Here is a 21947-nt window from a genome sequence, read left to right on the forward strand (position 1 = left end):
CTCCTCAATCGAACAGGCCGGGCTGCCCAGGTTTCTGCTTGCGTCCCGCCGCCGGCTTTGTTTTGCGAGAATAGGAACCGCCGCCCGGCTTCTCAACCCGCGCGTCTACGGTACCGTCGGCGAATTTGAGCGTCAGCGCCTCGGCCTTACCCGCTGCCGCCGCCGAAACCATGGTTGCGCCGTCCCGGTCCATCACCCGCGCATAGCCGCGCGCCAAAGGGCGTTCGGGGTGGAGCTGCTCGAGCAGCCGGGCGAGCCCGGCCAGCCGGCTCTTCGCGTCCGTGACGTTACGTTGCAGGAGCCGCGGATCGAACCGATCGCGAAACGGGCGGAGCGCGCCGGAGGCGAGCGCGTGGCGCCCCGTCAGCGCACGCAGCGCGCGCTCGCCGAGATCGTCGATCCGTTGCGCCTGCGGCGTGAACAGGCTTTCGGGTCGCGGCAACAGCCGGGCAAGACTGGAGAGCCGCTCGGCAAATCGGTTCGCCAGCCGACGAACCGCGCCGGTGGCCCGCAGCCCGCTCTGACCCAGGCTGGCGAGAAGTTCCGCGCGAACCGGCACCGCGATCTCCGCGGCTGCCGTCGGCGTCGGCGCGCGGCGGTCGGCCGCAAAGTCGCACAAGGTCGTATCGGTCTCATGCCCCACCGCCGAAATGACGGGGATCGAGCACTCCGCGACCGCGCGGACCACGACCTCTTCGTTGAACGCCCAGAGATCCTCGATCGACCCGCCGCCGCGCGCTACGATCAGCAGGTCGGGCCGCGCGATCGGGCCGCCTTCAACCGTCGCATCGAAACCGCGGACGGCGCGCGCAACCTGTTCGGCCGCGCCTTCGCCCTGCACGATGACCGGCCACAAGATCACATGGCTCGGCATCCGGTCCGCGAGCCGGTGAAGGATGTCGCGGATCACCGCGCCGGTCGGCGAGGTGACGACGCCGATCGTCCTAGGCAGATAGGGCAGGCGCTGCTTGCGTTCCTCGGCAAACAGCCCTTCGGCGGCGAGCGCCTTGCGGCGCTGTTCGAGCAGCTGCATCAACGCGCCTGCGCCGGCCACTTCCAGCCGGTCGATGACGATCTGATATTTGGAGCGGCCGGGATAGGTGGTGAGCTTGCCGGTAGCGATCACCTCCAGCCCGTCTTCCGGCTTGAAGGCCAGCCGCGCCGCCTGGCCTTTCCAGACGATGCCGTCGATCACCGCCTTCTCGTCCTTCAGCCCCATATAGCAATGACCCGAGGCGGCGCGCTTGAAGCCGGAAATTTCGCCGCGGATCCGGACATGGCCGAACTCCCGCTCCACGCTGCGCTTGAGCGCCGACGAGATTTCCGAAACGGTGAAGGGCTGCGCATTGTCGCCCGGGATCGTCTCGGCTACCAGCGCAGCTTCGCCATCGGCCTGTTCCTGGCCCGAAAAATTCTCGTCTGAAGAGGTAGGCTGCATGAATGTCCTGTTGCTAGGTTCCGGGGGTCGCGAACATGCGCTCGCCTGGAAGATCGCGCAATCGCCGAAACTGACCAAGCTGTTCGCATCGCCCGGCAATCCGGGAATAGCCGAGCATGCCGAGATCGTCGAGATCAAGGATGGCGATCATCGCGCAACGATCGATTTCTGTCTCAAAAATTCGATCGAGCTGGTGGTGGTCGGGCCCGAGGCGCCGCTCGTCGACGGGCTTGCCGACAATTTGCGAACCATGGGCTTTGCCGTGTTCGGCCCCGACAAGGAGGCGGCGCAGCTCGAAGGATCCAAGGGCTTCACGAAAGACCTGTGCGCCGAGGCCGGCATTCCCACCGCGCGCTATTCGCGCTTCACCTCGGCGGAAACCGCCATCCCGGCGCTCCAGGAGTTCGGCTTGCCGGTCGTCATCAAGGCGGACGGCCTCGCCGCGGGCAAGGGCGTCGTCATCGCCGAAACGCAGAAAGAGGCCGAAGCCGCCATCGAAGGGATGTTCGACGGCGATTTCGGCACGGCGGGCGCCGAAATCGTGATTGAGGAATTCCTGACCGGCGAGGAAGCAAGCTTCTTCGCGTTGGTCGACGGCACGACCGCCATACCCTTCGGTTCGGCCCAGGATCACAAGCGCGTCGGCGAGGGCGATACCGGCCCCAATACCGGCGGGATGGGTGCCTATAGCCCGGCGCCGATTCTCTATGACGGGTTACGCCAACGGGTGATGGACGAGATCATCACCCCCACCATCGAAACGCTCGCGGCGCGCGGCACGCCCTATAGCGGCATCCTGTTTGCCGGCCTAATGCTGACCGCCAAGGGCCCGGAACTGATCGAGTACAATGTCCGGTTCGGCGATCCCGAATGCCAGGTGTTGATGATGCGCCTTGAATCCGACCTTCTGGAGCTGATGGCGGCGACCGCCGAAGCCCGGCTTGCCGAGGCACAACCTCCAGCGATGAACCCCCAGAGCGCGATGACCGTGGTGATGGCCGCCAAGGGCTATCCCGGCACGCCCGAAAAGGGCTGCGCGATCATCGGCATCGACCAGGCCGATGCGACGGGCGCCAAGATCTTCCAGGCGGGCACCGCGCAGAAAGACGGCACGCTCGTTGCCGCCGGCGGCCGCGTGCTCAACGTGACGGCGACCGGCGATACGCTGCAAGCGGCGCGCGATGCCGCATACAAAGCCGTGGGTGAGATCGATTTTGCCGACGGCTTCTTTCGCTCCGACATTGGATGGCGCGAACTCGAACGTGGTTAACCATTTGCAAATTTCGTAATTCGCCGACACTATTCGCCCCCACAACAACGGGACGGGAGCGGGGCATGCCGGCATTGGCGAAATTCCTCCTCGGGTTATTGGGAGTGGTAGCGCTAACCTGGCTGTGGCTGGGCCCCTTGGGTAACGGCGGCGCGCAGGGCGATAGCGGCGCCAGCCCGGTCGCTGAAGCGTCGGCGGAAGAAACGATCGACAACACGGCAGAAGCGGCCGGCGAAACGGATGCGGGGGCGGATGCCCAAGTCGCCGCGGCGCCGTCCGGTGCCTGTGTCGACGCGCTCAACACCGCCATCGCCTCGGACCGTATCCAGTTCCGCAGCGGATCGCCCTATCTCAATCCCGACGCGCGCCGGCTGCTCGACCGGATCGCCGAAGCGGCAAGCGATTGCCCGGGCGTCCGCATCGATATCGCAGGCTATACGAGCGCGTCGGGCCGCGAAGGCGTCAACATGGAAATGTCGGCGTTTCGCGCAACGACGGTTCGCGACGCGCTCGTCGAACGCGGTGTTCCGGAAGGGATGCTGACCACCCAGGGCCGCGGCGCGGCCGATCCGATCGGCGGCAATCCGGCCGATCCGGCCAACCGCAGGGTCGAATTTACGGTGAGCGCGACGGACCGGGGAGATGCTTCATGACGGATTTCTGGACCCAGCCGCTGCTCATCAACCTCGCAGCGTTCCTGATCGGCCTCGGCATCGCCCGGCTGATCTGGGGCCGCAGGACGGTATAGGGGAGCGCGCATGATCGATCTGATCGCAAACCTCTGGCCCACCATCCTGATCGCGCTGGCGATCGGCCTTGCCACCGGTTGGTGGATCTGGGGCGGTGCCAAGGACGAGGGGCTGTTCGAGGCGGAGAATGACGAGCCCGTCGCGTTCGTGCCGCCACCGCTGGAACTGGAGCCCGAAACGGCCGTCCAACCCGCGCCGACACCCTTTCCCGCACCCGAACCGCCGGTCGAGGCCGACCCGGAGCCCGAACCGTCCATTGTCGCGAACGTCGCCGAACCGGAGCCTGAAGCCGAGCTGGAAGCTGAACCTGAAACCATGCCGGAACCGGCAACCCCGGTCGAGCCGGAGCCAGAAGCTGAACCCGAGCCTGAACCCGAGCTTGAACCCGAGCCGGTTTCCGAACCCGCCGCGCCCTCGCCCTTTCTCTCGGCTCCGGAAGGAGAGCCGGACAATCTTACCCGCATCAAGGGCGTCGGGCCCAAGCTCGCCGACCTGCTGAACAGTCTCGGCGTCTTCCATTTCCGGCAGATTGCGAGCTGGAACGACGCGCAGGTCACCGAGGTCGATTCGCACCTCGACACCTTCAAGGGGCGGATCGCGCGCGATCGCTGGGTCGACCAGGCGAAATTGCTCGACGCCCGCAATGTCGCGGCTTTCGAGCGGGAATTCGGCAAACTCAACGGCCCGATCTAGGGCCGCCGCGCTCCTCTCTACCGATCATTAAGCGCCCGTTCAGGCGCCAATGTGATTATGTCACATCGGGTCGGTAGCAGAGGGGAGAAATCCAGATGCGCCTAATAGCTTTCGCGCCAATGGCGGCAATGGTCCTGACGGGCCTCGTTTACGCCGTGCAGCCCAGCCAGGCGACGCAGAGGGAAATGACGCCGGCCACCGCCGACGAAATCTGCGCGCCGTTCCTGAACTACGATAACGACGAATATGACGGGCGGCGCTATCGTCCGTCGGCCGGTTCGGCCTATAGCGGCGCCTCGCCGGTTCCGCCTCCCCCGCCGCCGCCCCAGTCCCTCCAGCAACCCTCTCCGGTCGTCACCGGATCGCGTATGCAGCCCGCCCGGGAAGAGGCCGCCGATGCCATCGGCCGCGGCCGGGTCGGCGGCTATATCGTCCCGCGTCCGCCCGAGAATCGCGAACGCTATGACGGCGAGGAAGTCGCCGCGATTATGGCGGTCGCCGAAGAGCCGGTCTCGACCTTCTCGGTCGATGTCGACACGGGCAGCTATACCAATGTCCGGCGCATGCTGAACCAGGGCGGCATACCGCCCCAGGCGGCCGTGCGGACCGAGGAGATGCTCAACTATTTCCGCTACGATTACGCCACCCCTCGCGATCGCTCGCGGCCCTTCAGCATTACCACCGATGTCACCACGACGCCGTGGAACGGCGACACCCGCCTGTTGCGGGTCGGCCTGCGCGGCTATGATATCGACCGGCGCGAACGGCCGGCGGCGAACCTCGTCTTCCTCGTCGACGTATCGGGATCGATGCACAGCCGCGACAAGCTGCCGCTCGTCCAGTGCTCGATGGCAATGATGGCCGAACAGCTCAATCCGCGCGACCGCGTCTCGATCGTCACCTATGCCGGATCGACCAAGACGATCCTCACCGGTTCCAGCGACCGCGACGAGATCATCGACGCGCTCGGCGAGCTGCGTTCGGGCGGATCGACGGCGGGGGCGGCGGGCATCAGCCTCGCCTATGACGCGGCGCGCGCCAACATGATCGAGGGCGGCATCAACCGCATCATCCTCGCCACCGATGGCGATTTCAATGTCGGCACGACCAATCGCGACCAGCTCATCGAGATGGTCGAGCGCGAGCGGGAGGCCGGCATCTCGCTGACCACGCTCGGCTATGGCACCGGCAATTACAACGAAGCGATGATGGAGCAGATCGCCGATCACGGGAACGGCAACTATGCCTATATCGACAGCGCGATGGAGGCGCACCGGGCGCTCGTGCAGGAGCTGAGTTCGACGCTCTTCACCATTGCCTCGGACGTCAAGATCCAGGTCGAGTTCAACCCCGCCTTTGTCAGCGAATATCGCCTGATCGGCTATGAAAACCGGCTGCTGAACGAGGAGGATTTCGACAATGACACGGTCGATGCCGGCGAGATCGGCGCCGGGCACCAGGTAACGGCGCTCTACGAGATCGTGCCCGTCGGCAATGACGGCTGGCTGCCCGAGCGGCATTTCTCGGCCAACCGGACGGCGCCGCAGGGCAGCGATGCGACCGACCTGGCCCATCTGCGCCTGCGCTACAAGCTGCCGGGCGAAGACAGTTCGCGGCTGATCGAGCAGGCGATCGGCGCCGATGCCGTTGCCAATGCCCGGGCGCCGCAGGGCGATATGGCCTTCGTCGCCGCCGTCGCCGCCTTCGGGCAGCGGCTGCGCGGCGATACCTATCTCGGCACGTTCGACTTCGCCGATATCCGGCGGCTGGCGCGCTCCGCGGGCCGGCCCCGGGATTACTGGCGCGGCGAATTCGTCGCGCTCACCGAACTCGCCGAGGCGCGAAGCGCGCCAGGCGGGACCAGCGGGGGAAGCAAGCGCTAGCCCCGCGCTTCTTCCCCGCTCCGACAGGGCGGCCCGCGTTACCCTTGCGCGGGCCGCCCACCCCCGGCATAGGCCTCCGCCAGATTCGAACATCGACTTCGATCCGTCGATCATGGTCAACCGGAGGCCTTTCTCGTGTCCGACACGCTGCTCTACATCCTGATCGGCCTTGCCGCGCTGATCGTGCTATTCGTCCTCTTCCGCCTGTTCGGTTCCTCGAGCGCCGAAGCGAACAGCGATACAGCGGCGGCTACGCCCGCGGCCGATAGCGCCGCCCCGGCGAAAGCGGCCGAACCTGCCCCGCCCCCCGCCGCCGAACCCGTTCCGGCCACCGTACCGCCCGCGCCGGTTTCGAGCGGGACCGGCGACGAACTGACCCAGATCAAGGGCCTCGGCCCCAAGGCGGCCAAGGGCCTTGCCGCGATGGGCGTCACCCGTTTCGACCAGATCGCGGCCTGGAGCGCGGGCGATATCGAGGCGGCCGGCGCGAAGCTCGGCGGCAGCTTCGCCGACCGCATCGCGCGGGACCGTTGGGTCGAGCAGGCCGGTCTTCTCGCCCGCGGCGAGATCGCGGCCTTCGAGGAAAAATTCGGCAAGCTCGGCTAGGCGAAGCCCGTTCGACGGTTCCTCCAAAGGTCACGAACGACACGACGCGTCGGTTGAAACTGCCTCGCAAAATTCCGCCGGCGTGAAATTTTATTTCCCGGCACGGAGACCGGCTGCCGACCGTCGTCCTGGCGACGCAATCCGGACCGGCCTCGCGCATTGCCGATCGCGGCCTGACTGGGCCCTTCCTTACCCGATCCGCCCCGCTGTAGGACAGGAAAATCGGCCCTTCCGCGCAATCGCCGCTTGACCGGACGCGCACGATGTTCTCAATATGTTCTTGACAGAGGGAGGCGGGACGATGGCACTGACGGAAGGCAGCGACGGCAAATTGCGGTGCTTCGGCGGATCGCCGGGCAAGGAATTTTACGGCGTCTATCATGACGAGGAATGGGGCGTTCCCGTCCATGACGATCGCCTGCTGTTCGAGATGCTGATCCTGGAAGGCGCGCAGGCCGGGCTGAGCTGGGAGACGATCCTCAAGAAGCGCGAAGGCTATCGCGCCGCCTTTCACGGCTTCGACATCGCCAGGGTCGCTGCGATGACCGACGAGGAACTGGAGACGCTGCGCGAGGATCCGGGCATCGTCCGCAACCGGCTGAAAATCTATTCCACGCGCAAGAACGCGCTCGCCTTTATCGCCATGCAAAAGGAATATGGCAGCTTCGACGCCTGGCTCTGGGGCCATGTCGACGGCCAGCCGGTCGTGAGCCGCCCGAAAAGCTTCGCCGAGCTACCGGCCTCGACGCCGCTATCCGACACGATCTCGAAAGCGCTGAAGAAACGCGGCATGAGCTTTGTCGGCACGACGATCATCTACGCCTATCTGCAGGCGACCGGCGTGGTGAACGATCATATCAAGGGATGTCACCGCTATCCGGGCTAGGGCCTATTCCGGCTTGCGGAACCGCATCACGAACTGGTCGGTATGGCCGCGCACGCTGTCGTCGAAAACGGGCAGCGTGCGATCGTCCCCGGCGTTGCGCAGCACCCGGCTTTCGCCGACAAATTCGAAGCCCGCGGCCTCGACCTGCCGGCGCACCTCGGCCGCGTCGATGCGGTGCAGACTTTCGGTGTCCCGCATTCCCGATCCCTCCTCGGCGGCGTGATCGACGATGAACCAGGTGCCGCCGGGGCGCAGCATGGCAAACACCGCCGCGTTCAGCCGGGCGGGATCGTAATGGCCCATGAACTCGTCGGGATAGTCGTGATAATTTTGCGACGTCCAGACCATATCGAGCGGTTCGGGGGCGGACAGATCGGGGGTCGGCTGCACCTCGACGGTGATGTTGGTGAAGGGCGGGCTTTCGACTAGCTCGCGCAGGCGGCGGACGTCCGAGACCGCGACATCGGCATAGTTTTTCGGCCAGACCGCATAGACATGGCCCTCGGGCCCCACGATCAGGCTGAACAGCCGCGTCCAATATCCGCCGCCCGGGATGAGATCGAGCACCCGATCCCCGGGCCGGAGCCCCGAAAAGGCGATCAGCTCCCCGGGCCGGCGGCGCTCGTCGCGCCCGAAATGATAGGCGCGCGCGGGATCGGCGATGGCGGCACTGACATAATCGGGAACCGGGACGGGGTCGCTGATTTCTCCCGGCGCGAATTCGGTCTGCGGCTCGTCGCCCGGCGCCTCGCCCGTGCCGCCGCAACCGGCGAGCATCCCCGTCATCGCCAAAGCCAGCGCGGCACGCCCGATCCTGGATTTCATGGGTTCGCCTCCTCTTTGCAGGAAGCCTGGCAGGAAGACGGGGGCGAAGCAGCCGCGCTTCGACCAAGGCCGGAAAGCGTTCGATAGGGGCTAGGGGACCCGCTCCATCGAGAGGATTTCCTCGGCCGTGATCTGGCACTCATAGGCGCCGAGATGGCCATAGCCGCCCGCACCCTCTTCCCGCGTGCCGCGGATCCGCATCCGGTAGCGCCAATGGTCGCGCCGGTCGCGGAGCGCGGGATCGAGCTGGGCCGCGGCCTCGCTGGTGAAATCGAGCCAGCAGCCATTGTCTTCGCCGGGCTCGGGGCAATCGCTTTCCGACGCGCATCCGACGAAATTCGAGGTTTCGAAACCGATCGCCCAGATGCCCCACATCTCGGCCGGGCCGGCGCTCCCGGGGGTATCGCCGGTTTCGCTGCCGCCATCGCCCGCAGCGGGCTGCGCGCAGGCCGCCAGCAACGCCAGCGCCGCCCAGCCGCCGAGGCGGCTAGACGTCGAGATTGGCGACGTTGAGCGCATTGTCCTGGATGAATTCGCGCCGGGGTTCGACGACATCGCCCATGAGCTGGGTGAAAATCTCGTCGGCGACATCGGCCTGGTCGACCTGGACCTGCAGCAGCGAGCGATTGTCCGGATCGAGCGTGGTTTCCCAGAGCTGCTCGGCATTCATCTCGCCCAGCCCCTTGTAGCGCTGGATCGACAGGCCCTTGCGCCCGGCGGCGAGAATCGCGGCGAGCAGTTCGGACGGGCGGGTGATCGCGATGCGGCCCTTGCCGGTCGACGGCGCTTCTTCCTCGCCCTCCTCACCCTCCTCGCCAGTGTCAGCGGCTTCGGCCGCCTTCATGCTGACAAGGTGCGAGACCAGCGCGTAATTTTCGGCCTGTTCGGCCGCCACGCTCTGCAGTTTGCGGGCTTCGGCCGAGCGCACAAAGGCCGCGTCGATCCGGTGGACATCGGTCACGCCGCGCCAGCGCCGATGGAGTTCGAACCCGCCATCGGCGGAAATAATGCCGGTCCATTTGGCTTCGGGGTCATGGCCGGAAAGCCATTGGGCAACCAGTTCGACCGCCTGGACGCGCTGGTCCTCGGTCAGCGCCTCGTCGAGCGCGCCCATCAGCGCGAACGCCTCGACGATCGCCCAGTCATAGCGTTTGGGCACATAGTTCATCAGCGCGCGCATGCGCCGCGCATGATCGATCAGGACGCGCAGATCCTCGCCCGACCGCACCGATCCCTCGCCGGTTTCCAGCGCCATCGCCGAAAGCCCCGCATCGATCAGATAGGCGTCGAGCGCGATATCGTCCTTGACGTAGACCTCGCTCCGGCCCTTGGCGACCTTATAGAGCGGCGGCTGGGCGATATAGAGATGCCCACGCTCGATGATCTCGGGCATTTGCCGGTAGAAGAAGGTGAGCAGCAGCGTGCGGATATGCGCGCCATCGACATCGGCGTCGGTCATGATGACGACCTTGTGATAGCGCAGCTTCTCGATATTGAAATCTTCGCGCCCGATGCCGGTGCCCATCGCCTGGATGAGCGTGCCGACTTCCTTCGACGAGAGCATCCGATCGAAGCGCGCGCGCTCGACGTTGAGGATCTTGCCCTTGAGCGGCAGGATCGCCTGATAATGGCGATCGCGGCCCTGCTTGGCCGAGCCGCCGGCGCTGTCGCCCTCGACCAGGAACAGCTCGGATTTCGCCGGATCCTTTTCCTGGCAATCGGCAAGCTTGCCGGGCAGCGAGGCGATGTCCATCGCGCCCTTGCGGCGGGTGAGCTCGCGCGCCTTCTTCGCGGCTTCGCGCGCGGCGGCGGCGTCGATCACCTTCTGGATCACGGCGACCGCATAGGCGGGGTTTTCCTCGAGCCATTCGGCGAGCTTGTCGGCGATCAGGCTTTCGAGCGGCTGGCGCACTTCGGAACTGACGAGCTTGTCCTTGGTCTGCGAGGAGAACTTGGGATCGGGCAGTTTCACCGAAACGATCGCCGTCAGCCCTTCGCGCATATCGTCGCCGGTCAGCTTTACCTTTTCCTTTTTCAGCGCGCCCGAACGCTCGGCATAATTGTTGAGCGTCCGCGTCAGCGCCGCGCGGAAGGCCGCGATATGGGTGCCGCCGTCGCGCTGCGGGATGTTGTTGGTGAAGGCGAGAACATTCTCGTGATAGCTGTCATTCCATTCGAGCGCGACATCGATGCCGATATCGTCCCGGTCTCCGGTGATCGCGATCGGATCGCCGATGATCGGCGCCTTGTGGCGATCGAGATACTGGACGAAGGCCGACGTGCCGCCTTCATAGTACAGCTCGACCTCCTCGCGGTCGGCGTGGCGGGCGTCGGCGATGAACAGCCGGACGCCGGAATTGAGGAAGGCGAGCTCGCGATAGCGATGTTCGAGCTTCTCGAAATCGAAATCGGTGATCTTGAAGGTTTCCGCCGAGGGCATGAAGGTAACCTGGGTGCCCTTGCGCGGCGCGCCGTCGATCATCTCGGCATCGCCGGTGATCTCCAGCGGGGCGATCGCGACCCCGGCCTCGAAGCGCACGAAATGTTCCTTGCCGTCGCGCCAGACGCGCAGCTCCAGCCAGTCCGACAACGCATTGACGACCGAAACGCCCACGCCGTGCAGGCCGCCCGACACCTTGTAGGCGTTATCGTCCGACGCATTCTCGAACTTACCCCCGGCATGAAGCTGGGTCATGATGACCTCGGCCGCCGATACGCCCTCTTCCTTGTGGATGCCCACGGGAATCCCGCGGCCATTATCCTCCACCGTCACCGATCCATCGGCGTTCAATTGGATCAGGATCCGGTCGCAATGGCCGGCCAGCGCCTCGTCGATCGCATTGTCGGAAACCTCGAACACCATATGGTGGAGGCCCGAACCGTCATCGGTATCGCCGATATACATGCCGGGGCGTTTGCGGACGGCGTCCAGGCCCTTGAGAACCTTGATTGAATCGGCGCCATATTCGCCCTTCTGGGCGGCTTTTTCTTGGGGGATTTCGGGGTTTTCTGCCATCCTCAGTATATAGCGATTTTACCCCGAAAACCCAAGCAAATCGGGGTTTTTTTTGGGGATGACAGGCGGCGCTAGCCGAGCGCCAGACACGCGCCGAAATCGGCGGTTTCGGGGCGCCGGGCAGCCAACCAGCGAGCCGCGTCGAGCGTCGCGCCCTCAAAGGCGGGCGATGCGTCCAGATTATCGCCATCGCCAAGCGCCGCGGCATAGGCAAGGACGTAATTTTCAGGCGGCAGGGCGAGGAGGCAGGGGATCGCCGCCGGCGCCGCACTATGCTCGATCTCGGCGGCCATCTGTGCACCGGTATAATAGCCCAGCTCGCCAAAAGCGCCGTCGAAAGCCAGGCCGTAAATGCCCGGAAACCGCTCCGCGACCCCTTCCGGATCCCGGACCAGCGCTTCGGTCATATAATCGAACAAACGGAAATTATACCGGAGATGACGGAAATTCCGGCGCGCGAGATCCCGCGCGAAACGCGTATAGCGGCCCTCCCCGGAAAGTTGCCGCATATCGGCGATATGCGCCGCGCTGCCCTCAAGCGCCAGGCCGGCGAACATGTGATCCAGCGCCTGTTCAAGCGTCCCCACCTCCTCGAATTCGGCCATGGGCTGCATCGCGAACCGATGCTGGATCGCATGGTAGGTTTCATGTGCGATCAGCAGGACGACCGCTTCATACTCCTCGCCGATATTTGCAGCGAGGCAGGGAATATCGACGAAGAACACCCCGTCGCGGGAGAAGCCGCCGCAGGAGAAGCTCGCCCCGGCCAGCACGGCCTGGCCATCGAATACGAGGTCGGCCGGCATATACGGCTCCAATATCTCGGCCACGCGCTCGCCAATCTCTTCGTGGCGCTGCGCGAGATAGGCGATGGCCTCCACCATATCTTCCCGCCGCTCCACGAGCGCGGAGAAGCGGAAGGGATCGGGATCGGGCGCCTCGCAACGCGCGATCGAACGCAGTCCGGCCAGATAATTTTCCAGAGTGAATTGCGGGCCGAATTCGCGGTGATGGGCAAGCTGGGTCCGGAGCAGCGAAGAACTGGCAAACTCTGCTTCGTCGATCGCATCGCCCGAACAGGCGATCTCCAGCAGCCGTTCCGCGCTGGCAATGTCGATCGCGATCGATGGACGTTCGGCAGCGGCCGGCGCGAACCAGGCCAGGGCGATCAGGGCGAACGGAACCAAGCGCATAGATCTCTCCCAACTCGATGGGTCGGGCAGGCGCGCCCGGAACTCAACGGATTGCGATTGAGCTTCCGACGGATGTCGTAGTGATGTCAAGCCGGGTCGCGGCGGCCCCTGCCTCCGCGAACAGCGCCTCCTCGGTGCCCGTCATCCACACCTGCCCGCCGCCCGACAGCCGCTGGAACAACGCCGCGCGGCGCAGCGGATCGAGATGGGCGGCGACCTCGTCGAGCAGCAGGATCGGACGGCGGCCGGCGCGCGACGCGACGAGATCGGCATGGGCAAGGACGATGGCGAGCAGCAGCGCCTTCTGTTCGCCCGTGGAGCAATACTCCGCGGCCTGACCCTTGGCGACATGGGTGACGGCGAGATCGCTCCTGTGCGGGCCTTCCAAGGTGCGTCCGGCGGCCCGGTCCCGGTCTCGCCCCCGGGCAAGCGCGGCGGCAAGATCGTCGCTTCCCGCGCCGCCTTCGATCGCCAGCGCGGCGCGGGCGAACGGGCCTTCGGGCTGGGCGGCCAGAACATCGCCGAGCGCTTCGATGGTCCGCGCGCGCGCGGCGGCGAGCGGCGCGCCATGTTCGGCCATCTGCGCCTCGAGCGCCGTGCACCAGTCGGCATCGAGCGGCCCCTCGCCGGCAAGCAGCCGGTTGCGCGCGCGCATCGCCGCCTCGTAGCGCGAGGCGTGGCGGGCATGGCCGGGCTCCAGCGCCAGCACCAGCCGGTCCAGAAAGGCGCGGCGGCCCGAAGGCGCCTCCGCGAACAGCCGGTCCATCGCCGGGGTGAGCCAGAGGATCGAGAGCCATTCGGAGAGCGCCGTCGCCGGAGCATGGGCCCCGTTGATCCGCACCTGCCGCCGCTCGGGCGCCTGGGGGCTCGCCCCGGTGCCGATTTCGATCTCGCCGCCCTCCGCCACCGCGCGCACCGCGACCGCGAAACCGCCGGGCCCGCCCTGCCGCGCCATCTCGGAAAGCTTCGCGCGCCTGAGGCCGCGGCCGGGCGCGAGCAGCGATACCGCTTCGAGGATATTGGTCTTGCCCGCGCCATTCTCGCCGGTCAGCACGACAAAGCCGTCGCCCGGCTCGACCAGCGCTTGCGGGTAGGACCGGAAGTCGGTGAGGGCGAGGCGGGAGACGCTCATGGCGTAGCGTTAGCGGGCGCCGCGGCGCGAGCCTAGCCGCGATTCATGAATTCCCGCCACACGGCATCGGGCTCCCAGTCCCCGGGCAAAGGGTCCGCCGGATCCTCGCCCGCCCAATCCGGCCGCACTTTCCGGTACCGGTGGAGGAACGCCGAAACGCGGTAATTGGCAATGCAATGGACATGGGCCGTGCCGCCGCCCAGCGCGTCCATCGCCTCGCGAAAGGCCAGGAAATCATCTTCCCCGGGCGCCGCGAAATCGACCGGGATGGCGATATAGGCGATGCCCAGCCCGCCGAGAATCTCGGCTTCCTCGGGCACCGCATGGGGGCTGTCGGGCATAGCGAGATTGATCACGGTTTCGACCCCGGCCTCGCCGAGCAGGCGCAACTGATCGGGCGACGGCTGGCCCGACGTCGTCAGCTCCGGGCTCAGCCGGCGAAAATTATAGATGCCGGCTTCGTCGAGCATCGCGGGCTCACACCCGCATCGGCATCAGCACGTAGAGCGCGGCGGCCTTGTCGTTTTCGCGGATCAGGGTCGGCGCCGCGGCGTCCGCGAGATGCACCTCGATATCGTCGCCGTGAAGCTGGCCGAGGATATCGAGCAGGTAGCGGGCGTTGAAGCCGATTTCGAAACCGTCGGCGCCATAGGCTCCGGCGACCTCTTCCGATGCCGTGCCGTTTTCCGGCGAGGTGACGGTGAGCGTGATCTTGTCGGTGTCGAGCCCCATCTTCACGGCGCGGGTCTTTTCGGTGGCGATCGTCGCGACGCGATCGACGCCTTCCTCGAAGGCGCGCGGATCGATCTTCAGCAGCTTGTCGTTCCCGGTCGGGATGACCCGGTTATAATCGGGGAAGGTGCCGTCGATCAGCTTGGAGGTCATCACCGCCGTGCCGAGCCCGAAGCGGATCTTGCCGTCGGACAGCGCGACCTCGACCGTGCCGTCGAGCTCGTCGAGCATCTTGCGCAATTCGGCCACGCATTTGCGGGGGATGATCACGTCGGGCATGCCTTCGGCGCCGTCGGGCCGCGCGATCGTGTAGCGGGCGAGGCGGTGGCCGTCGGTCGCCGCCGCCTTCATCACCGGCTGATCGTCGTCCGATACGTGTACGAAAATGCCATTGAGATAGTAGCGGGTTTCCTCGGTCGAGATCGCGAAGCGCGTCTTGTCGATCATGTCGCGCAGCGTCGCCGCGGGCAGTTCGAACGTCGTCGGCAGCTCGCCCTCGGCGATCACCGGGAAATCGTCGCGCGGCAGGGTCGACAGGTTGAACCGGGCGCGGCCGGCATTGACGGCCATCTTGCCTTCGGCCGCTTCGAGCGAGACCTGGCTGCCCTCGGGCAGCTTGCGCGCGATATCGAACAATGTGTGCGCCGAAACCGTGGTCGCGCCGGCCTGCTCCACCTGCGCATCGACCGTCTCGACGATCTGGAGATCGAGGTCGGTCGCCATCAGCTTCAGTCCGCCGCCGTCGACAGCCTCTATCAGGACGTTCGAGAGGATCGGAATCGTGTTCCGCCGCTCGACCACCGATTGGACATGGCCAAGGCTTTTGAGAAGCACTGCCCGTTCAATCGTCGCTTTCATCGCAATCCCCTGCGCACCGCATCATCGTTGAAGAATGGACGAAATGTCCTGCCCTGCCTGCCGCGATATGGCAAGGAAAAGGGGCCGCGGCGCAAGTCCGCGGCCCCCGATTGAGCAAGATTCCTGTGGATAGGGCGGCTAGAAGCGCAGCCCCACCCCGGCGACGACCTGATGCCGGTCGGTATTCACATCAAAGTCGTTGAAGTTCGCCGTATTGCCGCCGACGGTGACGTCGAGATCGCTATAATTGGAATAGCGATATTCGACCTTGCCGTAGACATTGCTGCCGATCAGATATTCGACGCCGGCCCCGACGCGAAACCCGTCGAGCGTGGCATCGAAATCCTGGGCGAAGCCCGCGCCGTCATCGGCATCGAGGCCGAACCGGGCGTTGGTATAGCCGCCCTTGGCATAGAGCAGCGCATTGGGGCTGATCGCCGCGCCGATCCGCGCACCGACATAGAGATCGCGCTCCGCCTCGAAGGAGAGGCGGCTGCCTGCGCCGAGCGTATCATTCTCGCTCTCGCCGGCGGTGGAATCGGTCACTTCGCCCTCGATGCCGAACACGATCGTGTCGCTGACCGGCATGTCGTAACCGGCGCCGATGCCGTAGAGGAAGCCGTCGACTCCCTCGCCGCTGCCATCGTCGAACCGGTCCTGCGTGCCGGGCGAGAAATCGCCGTCATTATCGGCGCTGGTATTGTCGTAACCCCCAAGCGCTTCGATCCGGAAGCCGGAGAAATTCTCGGCATTCGATTGCGCCATCGCGGGCGCGGAAACGCCGGCCACGAGGACGGGAATGAGAAAAAGCGTACGCATTTTCATAAAGCTCCTTAAACTCTTACACGACCCCTTGATCGGGGCCTCCCACCAAGCGAACGACGCACCGGATTTGTTTCATGAACCCCAGATAAACGGCGGTTTTCTGTTGCTTTTGGAGCACGCTTTGCGGATGAGCCGTGGCATGAGCAGGCCCGGCCGTCTCTTTATCGCCCGTCATGGCGAAACCGTGTTCAATGCCGCCGCGCGGTTGCAGGGCGACAATCTTCATACGCCGCTGACGCGCGCCGGCTTCGCCCAGGCCGATCGGATGGGCGAGGCGCTGCGGGGCGTGCTGGGCGCGAAGCCGGATATCCGGCTCTGGGCGTCCGACAGCGGCCGCGCGCTCCAGACCCTGGCCGTGATTGCCGAACATCTGGAGCTCGACTGGCACGACGCGCGGCGCGACCCGCGGCTCGTCGAGATCGACATGGGAAGCTGGGGCGGGCGCTATTATGCCGATGTCGTTGCCGAGCATGGCGCCGTCGTCGATGCCGAGACCCGGCTGCTGAGGCCGGCGCCCGACGGCGAAATCTATCCCGCCATCGCCCGCCGCGTCTCGGCCTGGTTTGCCGAACATGGAGAGGCGCCCGGCGACAAGCTCGTCATCATGCACGGCATATCGAGCCGCGTCCTGCGCGGCGTGCTGCTGGGCCTCGATCCGCTCGCGGCCTATGACGCGCCGGTCGCCCCCGGGCTTCCCCAGGGCTCGGTCACCTGCATAGAGCAAGGCCGGGAAACGATCGTGGTCGAAGGAAGCGGCGGGGAACGCGCATGAAGCATATGGTGATTGCCCTGACGATCGCCGCGCTCGCCGTCCCGGCGATGGCGCGCGATTCGCTGGGCGTGTTCGCGGGCTGGGGCGCGTTTCGCGATCCCGAAACGCCGCGCTGCTATGCGATCGCCCGCCCCGAACGAACGCGCGCCGGCGACTGGGAGCCCTTCGCATCGATCGGCAACTGGCCCGGCCGCAATCTCAACGGCCAGGTCCATTTCCGGCTGCGGCGCGAAATGGCCGAGGGCGATACGCCGATCCTCACCATCGGCGATCAACGCTTCGAACTCACCGGACGCGGTCCGGACGCCTGGGCTATGGACGCGCGCGGCGACGCGGCCATCGTCGCCGCCATGCGCAGCGGCACCACCATGCGGATCGCCGCGCGCTCGGCCCGCCATGGCCGCTTCACCGAGGATTACAGCCTGCGCGGCGCGGCCACCGCCATCGACGCCGCCGCGCTGGGCTGCGCGCACCTCTAGCCGCCTCCCGGCTGGCAAAACCGGCGCCGAGCGCCTAAATGGCGCGGCATGAACGCATCTTCCGCCCCGATGGACCGTCCCGGCACGGTCGACCCCGTGCCCGTGCCGCGCGATATGCCCGTGCGCGCCGACGGCAAGGTCGATCTTCTCGGCCTGTCGCGCGCCCAGATCCGCGCGGCCTTCGTCGCGGCGGGCCTGCCCGAAAAGCAGGCGAAGCTGCGCGCCAAGCAGGTGTGGCACCAGATGTACAATCGCGGCGCGGCGGATTTCGCCGTGATGAGCGATATCGCCAAGGCGCAGCGCCCCTGGTTCGCCGAGCATTTCGTCGTCGGGCGGCCCGAGATCGTCGAGCATCTGGTATCGACCGACGGCACCCGCAAATGGCTGCTGCGGACCGCGGACGGGCAGGACTATGAAATGGTCTTCATCCCCGATGCCGACCGGGGAACGCTGTGCATTTCGAGCCAGATCGGCTGCACGCTCAATTGCCGCTTCTGCCATACCGGCACGATGCGGCTGGTGCGCAACCTCAACCCCGGCGAGATCGTCGGCCAGGTGATGCTGGCGCGCGACACGCTGGAGGAATGGCCCAGGCCCGGCGAGACGAGCAATTTCGATCTCGACGGGCGGATGCTGACCAACATCGTGCTGATGGGCATGGGCGAGCCGCTCTACAATTTCGACAATGTCCGCGATGCGATTCACATCGTCATGGACAAGGAGGGGCTGAGCCTGTCCCGCCGCCGGATCACGCTTTCCACGTCCGGCGTGGTGCCGATGATCGCGCGGGCCGGGGAGGAGATCAGCGTCAACCTCGCCGTCTCGCTCCACGCGGTGACCAAGGAGGTGCGCGACGAGATCGTCCCGCTCAACCGCAAATACGGGATCGAGGAACTGCTCCAGGCCTGCGCCGACTATCCGGGCGCCAACAACGCCCGGCGGATCACCTTCGAATATGTCATGCTCAAGGACAAGAATGACAGCGACGAGGACGCCCGCGAGCTCGTCCGCCTGATCAAGCGCTACAAGCTGCCGGCCAAGGTGAACCTGATTCCCTTCAACCCCTGGCCCGGTTCGGCCTATGACTGTTCGGAGCCCGAGCGGATCCGCAGCTTTTCCAATATCATCTTCGAAGCCGGCATCTCCGCGCCGGTGCGTACGCCGCGCGGACGCGACATCATGGCCGCCTGCGGCCAGCTGAAATCGGCGAGCGAGAAGAAGAGCCGGGCCGAGCTGGACCGGCTGGCGGAAGAGAAGCAGGCCGCGCTCGGCTAGTCAGTCGCAATCGTCGTGGCAGTCCCCGTCGCCGCGTTCGATCTGGATCGTCGAATGGCCGATATGGAAGCGCGCCGACAGCCGCTCCTGCACCATCACGAGAAACGGATCGCCGGGATGGCCGGCGGGCATCACGATATGCGCGGTCAGCGCGGTCTCGGTCGTGCTCATATTCCAGATGTGGAGATGGTGGACCTGCGCGACGCCCTCCATGCCCTCCAGCTCCTCCCGCACATCGTCGGTATCGATATGCTCGGGCACCGCGGCGAGCGACATCATCACCGCATCGCGCAGCAGGCCCCATGTCGAGAGCAGGATGACGAGGCCGATCAGCAGGCTGGTCGCCGGATCGATCCAGCTCGCGCCGGTCCACAGGATCAGCGCGCCCGCGATAACCACGCCGGCGGACACCGCGGCATCGGCGGCCATGTGGAGATAGGCGCCGCGAATATTGATATCGCCCTTGCGCCCGCGCGCGAACAGCATCGCGGTCGCGCCGTTGATGACGATCCCGATGGCGGCGACGAGCATGATCGTGCCGCCCGCGACCGGCGCGGGATAGACGATCCGCTGGATCGCTTCCTGCGCGATCAGGCCGACCGCGACGAGCAACAACACGCCGTTGAACAAGGCCGCGAGGATCGAGGAGCCGCGAAAGCCGAAGGTGAACCGTTTGGACGCCGGCCGCTTGGCCAGGGTCGCGCCCGTCCAGGCGATGATCAGGCCGAGAATGTCCGACAGATTGTGGCCGGCATCGGCGAGCAGCGCCATCGAGCCGATCCAGAAGCCATAGCCGGCCTCGATGGCGACATAGACCGTGTTGAGCGCGATCCCGATCGCGAAGGCGCGGCCGAAATCGTCGGGCGCATGGCTGTGCCCGCCATGCCCGTGACTGTGGCCGTGTCCATGGCCGTGATGACCGTGCGAATGCCCCGCGCTCATGAGCGCGACATAAGCGCAAATGGGCGGGTGATACTAGGACATAGGCACCGGACTATTCGGGTGGGGAAACGAAATCCGATCGGCCAATGGCGAGTGTCCCGGGATCGGCGTTGCATACGACCGCCCGCGCCTGCGTCCGCTGGATCTCTTCGCCGGTTTCCAGGTCGATCTTGCGCGTCCGCATCGCGCGCAAAACGCCGCAATGACGCTGGAAATCGCTCTCGATGGTCTCGGCCGGACGCTCTTCCGCATCGAGGTCGGGATGGAGCGCGCTGGTTTCCCGATGCCGCTCGATCAACCAGCTCTCGGGGTTGATATAGAAATAGCGGGTGAAGCCGTCGGCCAGCACCACCCGAACCACATAATAGGCAATCCCGTCCACGGTAGCGCGCCCGTCGAAGGACGCTTCGCCGCCGCGCGCCGCGAGATCGTGCAGGCCAAAGATATTGAACGCGATACCGTGATCCAGCGCGGCGGTGGCCGTCTCCGATGCCTCGGTGATCGCCGCGCCTTCGCCGCCCTGCTGCCAGCCGCCGAGCGCATCGATGCCCTCGCTGAACACGCGCTCGCCATCCGCGTAGATATCGACCCGCATCCGCCCGTCGCGCGTCGCCCGATAATCGCCCTCAATGGTGAAATCCGGCTCGACGACCTGCGGCCAGATGCGGATATTGCGCACCGCATCGACGGCCGCGGCACCCCCGATCGCATCGACATGACGGGCAAGGACATCGTCGACCGTCAGTTCAGGGGCATGCGTTTCGGTGGGCTGCGTCAGAATAGCCAGCGCCAGACCGAGCATCGCGGCGCTGCGAAACAGGATTTCCACCGGCCTTCTCCCAAAATGACAGTTGTAGTCATAACGAGCAGGCCCGCTGCGCCGAGCCTTTAGCTGCCAACGCAAACGCCCTTTCGACGAACGGATAGCCAAAAGGGCCGGCGCATCGCTGCGTCGGCCCTTCCTGTTCCGCTATGGGAGCGGGAACTAGTTGTCGCGCTGCTCGCGGCGTTCGGCATGCATGGCCCGCCGGACGGCGGCGCGGCGTTCTTCGGGCGTTACCGTGCCGTCGCTGTTCGCGTCGGCGCGATCGAACCGGGCGAGCGCGCGTTCGGAAATCTCGGCCAGGGTCACGCGGCCATCGCTATCGCTGTCCATCCGTTCGAAATGCGCGGCATGGCGCGCGCCGCGGCTACGGCCTTCGGTAGCGGCGCGATCCCCATGCGCGCGCATGCGGGCGGCGCGGGCTTCGCTCATCGCGTCATATTCGGCGCGGTTGAGCGAACCATTGCCATCGGCATCGGCCGACGACCAGGCTTCGTTGCGGTGCTCAAGCCAGCGCGCATGGCGCTCGGTCGGGGTTTCGGCGGCGGGCGCCTCGCCGCGCAGCTGCGCCATTTCCTCTCCGCCGACCCGGCCGCGCATATTGCGTTCTTCGGCCATCATCGCGTGGCGGCGCGCGCCGCGGCGCGCGCCCCGGCGTTCGGCGCGCATCGAGCGGGCGGCATCGCGCTCGGCAACGCTGATCTCGCCATCGCCATTGCTGTCGAGGCGGGCGAAATTCCGGTCTTCGCGTTCGGCGCGGCGCGCGGCGTGTCGGGCATCGGCTTCCTCGCGGCTGATCGCGCCGTCACCATCGGCATCGGCTTCGGCGAAATGGGCGGCGATGCGGCTTTCGACCTGGGCACGCGTCATCGGTTCGGCGCTGTCGCCGCGGCCATGGCTCTGCGCCACCGAGGGGATCGCCAGAATCGCCGCCGTTACGACGAAAGAGGTCAGTCCGATTGCAATTCCGCGGTCCATTCACTTCGCTCCTGCGGGCATCCCGGGCGCGGGCCTCAAGACACCGAAAACATCTTGCCCTCCATGTAGGGAGCGATCCCTGTCTCTGCGTTTAACGCACCCCTTCGTTTCGTCGCCGGAATCTCACGACACGTCGTACTTATCCCGCATATGGGCCAACGAAGCTGCAATCAGCTCCTCCAGCGCGCCCATATCGATGTCCGAAAGGCGTTTCACATACAGGCAGGCCTGGCCCGTCCTATGCTTGCCGAGCCTGGCCATGATCTCCTCGTGCCGGGGAAAGCCGGCCATGATGTAGAGCGTCAGCGCACTCTTGCGCGGGCTGAAGCCGGTCAGCATGGAATCGCCCTCACGGCCGCTCTCATAGGTATAGTGATACTGCCCGAAGCCGATAATCGACGGCCCCCACATTTTGGGCGGATGTCCGGACAGCCGCTCCATAAGTGCGCAGATCGTTTCGGCATCCTCGCGCTTCCAGTCCGGCTCGACCGCGGCGATAAAGGTCGCCGGATCGATCTTCGTCGGCTTCGTCTTGTTTTCGGCCATGGCGGATTCCTCCAATCGGGGCTTTC

At 65.9% G+C, this 21947-nt stretch carries 22 protein-coding genes; 9 read left to right on the forward strand and 13 right to left on the reverse strand.

The features are described from left to right. Positions 1 to 4 precede the first annotated feature (4 nt). Positions 5 to 1438: an exodeoxyribonuclease VII large subunit gene (gene xseA / locus H6P80_RS00725; RefSeq protein WP_185799444.1), complete on the reverse strand. Its 1434-nt coding sequence runs from the start codon at positions 1436 to 1438 to the stop codon at positions 5 to 7. On the opposite strand from xseA, the gene purD reads away from it, so the two are divergent. The 6 genes from purD (at position 1437) to H6P80_RS00755 (ending at position 7525) form a co-directional block, all read left to right on the forward strand. Continuing rightward, entirely contained in the window at positions 1437 to 2708 is a 1272-nt protein-coding gene (purD, locus tag H6P80_RS00730) for a phosphoribosylamine--glycine ligase (RefSeq protein WP_185799445.1), read from the forward strand. The two genes, xseA and purD, sit on opposite strands and share 2 nt — an antisense overlap. Before the next feature lie 65 nt (positions 2709 to 2773). Continuing rightward, positions 2774 to 3361, forward strand: coding sequence for an OmpA family protein (locus tag H6P80_RS00735; RefSeq protein ID WP_185799446.1), 588 nt, complete (start codon positions 2774 to 2776; stop codon positions 3359 to 3361). A gap of 105 nt (positions 3362 to 3466) precedes the next feature. Further along, positions 3467 to 4150: a hypothetical protein gene (locus H6P80_RS00740; RefSeq protein ID WP_185799447.1), complete on the forward strand. Its 684-nt coding sequence runs from the start codon at positions 3467 to 3469 to the stop codon at positions 4148 to 4150. Between the two features lie 95 nt (positions 4151 to 4245). Then, positions 4246 to 6033, forward strand: coding sequence for a vWA domain-containing protein (locus H6P80_RS00745; RefSeq protein WP_235973680.1), 1788 nt, complete (start codon positions 4246 to 4248; stop codon positions 6031 to 6033). A 135-nt stretch (positions 6034 to 6168) separates the two neighbouring features. Beyond that, the gene (locus H6P80_RS00750; protein WP_185799448.1) at positions 6169 to 6639 is read left to right on the forward strand and encodes a hypothetical protein; all 471 of its coding nucleotides are present in this window, start codon (positions 6169 to 6171) and stop codon (positions 6637 to 6639) included. A 301-nt stretch (positions 6640 to 6940) separates the two neighbouring features. Next, positions 6941 to 7525, forward strand: a complete 585-nt coding sequence (locus H6P80_RS00755) for a DNA-3-methyladenine glycosylase I (protein WP_185799449.1) — start codon at positions 6941 to 6943, stop codon at positions 7523 to 7525. Between the two features lie 3 nt (positions 7526 to 7528). Here H6P80_RS00755 and H6P80_RS00760 read toward each other — a convergent pair whose 3' ends face one another. The 8 genes from H6P80_RS00760 to H6P80_RS00795 form a co-directional block, all read right to left on the reverse strand. Next, positions 7529 to 8350 (reverse strand): class I SAM-dependent methyltransferase, encoded by an 822-nt coding sequence (locus H6P80_RS00760; protein WP_221892849.1) that lies wholly within the window; start codon positions 8348 to 8350, stop codon positions 7529 to 7531. Positions 8351 to 8440: 90 nt separating this feature from the next. After that, positions 8441 to 8869 carry a hypothetical protein gene (locus tag H6P80_RS00765; protein ID WP_185799450.1) on the reverse strand — a complete coding sequence of 143 codons (429 nt, stop codon included), beginning with the start codon at positions 8867 to 8869 and terminating at the stop codon, positions 8441 to 8443. After that, complete coding sequence (gene gyrB, locus H6P80_RS00770) at positions 8838 to 11366, reverse strand: DNA topoisomerase (ATP-hydrolyzing) subunit B (RefSeq protein ID WP_185799451.1); 2529 nt, start codon at positions 11364 to 11366, stop codon at positions 8838 to 8840. Before gyrB ends, H6P80_RS00765 begins: the two co-directional genes overlap by 32 nt. Positions 11367 to 11437: 71 nt before the next feature. Further along, positions 11438 to 12559, reverse strand: a complete 1122-nt coding sequence (locus H6P80_RS00775) for a DUF5700 domain-containing putative Zn-dependent protease (RefSeq protein WP_185799452.1) — start codon at positions 12557 to 12559, stop codon at positions 11438 to 11440. A 43-nt stretch (positions 12560 to 12602) separates the two neighbouring features. Then, entirely contained in the window at positions 12603 to 13691 is a 1089-nt protein-coding gene (gene recF / locus H6P80_RS00780; protein ID WP_185799453.1) for a DNA replication/repair protein RecF, read from the reverse strand. 32 nt (positions 13692 to 13723) lie between these two features. Beyond that, positions 13724 to 14161 carry a protein tyrosine phosphatase family protein gene (locus tag H6P80_RS00785; RefSeq protein WP_185799454.1) on the reverse strand — a complete coding sequence of 146 codons (438 nt, stop codon included), beginning with the start codon at positions 14159 to 14161 and terminating at the stop codon, positions 13724 to 13726. Between the two features lie 7 nt (positions 14162 to 14168). Then, entirely contained in the window at positions 14169 to 15281 is a 1113-nt protein-coding gene (gene dnaN, locus H6P80_RS00790; RefSeq protein WP_185799455.1) for a DNA polymerase III subunit beta, read from the reverse strand. A gap of 138 nt (positions 15282 to 15419) precedes the next feature. After that, entirely contained in the window at positions 15420 to 16100 is a 681-nt protein-coding gene (locus H6P80_RS00795; RefSeq protein ID WP_185799456.1) for an outer membrane protein, read from the reverse strand. Positions 16101 to 16245: 145 nt separating this feature from the next. Between H6P80_RS00795 and H6P80_RS00800 the strand changes: the two genes are divergently transcribed. From H6P80_RS00800 to rlmN, 3 genes are read left to right on the forward strand one after another with little or no spacing between them, the layout of a single operon-like run. After that, positions 16246 to 16878 (forward strand): histidine phosphatase family protein, encoded by a 633-nt coding sequence (locus H6P80_RS00800; protein ID WP_235973681.1) that lies wholly within the window; start codon positions 16246 to 16248, stop codon positions 16876 to 16878. Next, entirely contained in the window at positions 16875 to 17357 is a 483-nt protein-coding gene (locus H6P80_RS00805; protein ID WP_185799458.1) for a hypothetical protein, read from the forward strand. Before H6P80_RS00800 ends, H6P80_RS00805 begins: the two co-directional genes overlap by 4 nt. A gap of 48 nt (positions 17358 to 17405) precedes the next feature. Further along, positions 17406 to 18632, forward strand: a complete 1227-nt coding sequence (gene rlmN, locus H6P80_RS00810; RefSeq protein ID WP_185799459.1) for a 23S rRNA (adenine(2503)-C(2))-methyltransferase RlmN — start codon at positions 17406 to 17408, stop codon at positions 18630 to 18632. Here rlmN and H6P80_RS00815 read toward each other — a convergent pair whose 3' ends face one another. The 4 genes from H6P80_RS00815 to H6P80_RS00830 form a co-directional block, all read right to left on the reverse strand. Next, complete coding sequence (locus H6P80_RS00815) at positions 18633 to 19574, reverse strand: cation diffusion facilitator family transporter (protein ID WP_185799460.1); 942 nt, start codon at positions 19572 to 19574, stop codon at positions 18633 to 18635. 52 nt (positions 19575 to 19626) lie between these two features. Next, positions 19627 to 20403: a hypothetical protein gene (locus H6P80_RS00820; protein WP_185799461.1), complete on the reverse strand. Its 777-nt coding sequence runs from the start codon at positions 20401 to 20403 to the stop codon at positions 19627 to 19629. A 156-nt stretch (positions 20404 to 20559) separates the two neighbouring features. Further along, the gene (locus tag H6P80_RS00825) at positions 20560 to 21375 is read right to left on the reverse strand and encodes an EF-hand domain-containing protein (RefSeq protein WP_185799462.1); all 816 of its coding nucleotides are present in this window, start codon (positions 21373 to 21375) and stop codon (positions 20560 to 20562) included. Between the two features lie 123 nt (positions 21376 to 21498). Continuing rightward, positions 21499 to 21921, reverse strand: coding sequence for a DUF1801 domain-containing protein (locus H6P80_RS00830; RefSeq protein ID WP_185799463.1), 423 nt, complete (start codon positions 21919 to 21921; stop codon positions 21499 to 21501). Between the last annotated feature and the right edge of the window lie 26 nt (positions 21922 to 21947).

Origin of the sequence: Parasphingopyxis marina (assembly GCF_014237875.1) — a bacterium.
In the GTDB taxonomy this organism is placed as follows: Bacteria; Pseudomonadota; Alphaproteobacteria; order Sphingomonadales; family Sphingomonadaceae; genus Parasphingopyxis; species Parasphingopyxis marina.

Excerpts from the sequence above, each read along its gene's own strand:
- recF (WP_185799453.1), bottom strand. The coding sequence starts at position 13,691 with ATGAGCGTCTCCCGCCTCGCCCTCACCGACTTCCGGTCCTACCCGCAA.
- H6P80_RS00800 (WP_235973681.1), top strand. The coding sequence starts at position 16,246 with ATGAGCAGGCCCGGCCGTCTCTTTATCGCCCGTCATGGCGAAACCGTG.
- H6P80_RS00760 (WP_221892849.1), bottom strand. The coding sequence starts at position 8,350 with ATGAAATCCAGGATCGGGCGTGCCGCGCTGGCTTTGGCGATGACGGGG.
- H6P80_RS00795 (WP_185799456.1), bottom strand. The coding sequence starts at position 16,100 with ATGCGTACGCTTTTTCTCATTCCCGTCCTCGTGGCCGGCGTTTCCGCG.
- gyrB (WP_185799451.1), bottom strand. The coding sequence starts at position 11,366 with ATGGCAGAAAACCCCGAAATCCCCCAAGAAAAAGCCGCCCAGAAGGGC.
- H6P80_RS00830 (WP_185799463.1), bottom strand. The coding sequence starts at position 21,921 with ATGGCCGAAAACAAGACGAAGCCGACGAAGATCGATCCGGCGACCTTT.
- rlmN (WP_185799459.1), top strand. The coding sequence starts at position 17,406 with ATGAACGCATCTTCCGCCCCGATGGACCGTCCCGGCACGGTCGACCCC.
- H6P80_RS00755 (WP_185799449.1), top strand. The coding sequence starts at position 6,941 with ATGGCACTGACGGAAGGCAGCGACGGCAAATTGCGGTGCTTCGGCGGA.
- H6P80_RS00815 (WP_185799460.1), bottom strand. The coding sequence starts at position 19,574 with ATGAGCGCGGGGCATTCGCACGGTCATCACGGCCATGGACACGGCCAC.
- dnaN (WP_185799455.1), bottom strand. The coding sequence starts at position 15,281 with ATGAAAGCGACGATTGAACGGGCAGTGCTTCTCAAAAGCCTTGGCCAT.
- H6P80_RS00740 (WP_185799447.1), top strand. The coding sequence starts at position 3,467 with ATGATCGATCTGATCGCAAACCTCTGGCCCACCATCCTGATCGCGCTG.
- H6P80_RS00825 (WP_185799462.1), bottom strand. The coding sequence starts at position 21,375 with ATGGACCGCGGAATTGCAATCGGACTGACCTCTTTCGTCGTAACGGCG.
- H6P80_RS00765 (WP_185799450.1), bottom strand. The coding sequence starts at position 8,869 with ATGCGCTCAACGTCGCCAATCTCGACGTCTAGCCGCCTCGGCGGCTGG.
- H6P80_RS00745 (WP_235973680.1), top strand. The coding sequence starts at position 4,246 with ATGCGCCTAATAGCTTTCGCGCCAATGGCGGCAATGGTCCTGACGGGC.
- H6P80_RS00735 (WP_185799446.1), top strand. The coding sequence starts at position 2,774 with ATGCCGGCATTGGCGAAATTCCTCCTCGGGTTATTGGGAGTGGTAGCG.
- xseA (WP_185799444.1), bottom strand. The coding sequence starts at position 1,438 with ATGCAGCCTACCTCTTCAGACGAGAATTTTTCGGGCCAGGAACAGGCC.
- H6P80_RS00805 (WP_185799458.1), top strand. The coding sequence starts at position 16,875 with ATGAAGCATATGGTGATTGCCCTGACGATCGCCGCGCTCGCCGTCCCG.
- H6P80_RS00775 (WP_185799452.1), bottom strand. The coding sequence starts at position 12,559 with ATGCGCTTGGTTCCGTTCGCCCTGATCGCCCTGGCCTGGTTCGCGCCG.
- H6P80_RS00785 (WP_185799454.1), bottom strand. The coding sequence starts at position 14,161 with ATGCTCGACGAAGCCGGCATCTATAATTTTCGCCGGCTGAGCCCGGAG.
- purD (WP_185799445.1), top strand. The coding sequence starts at position 1,437 with ATGAATGTCCTGTTGCTAGGTTCCGGGGGTCGCGAACATGCGCTCGCC.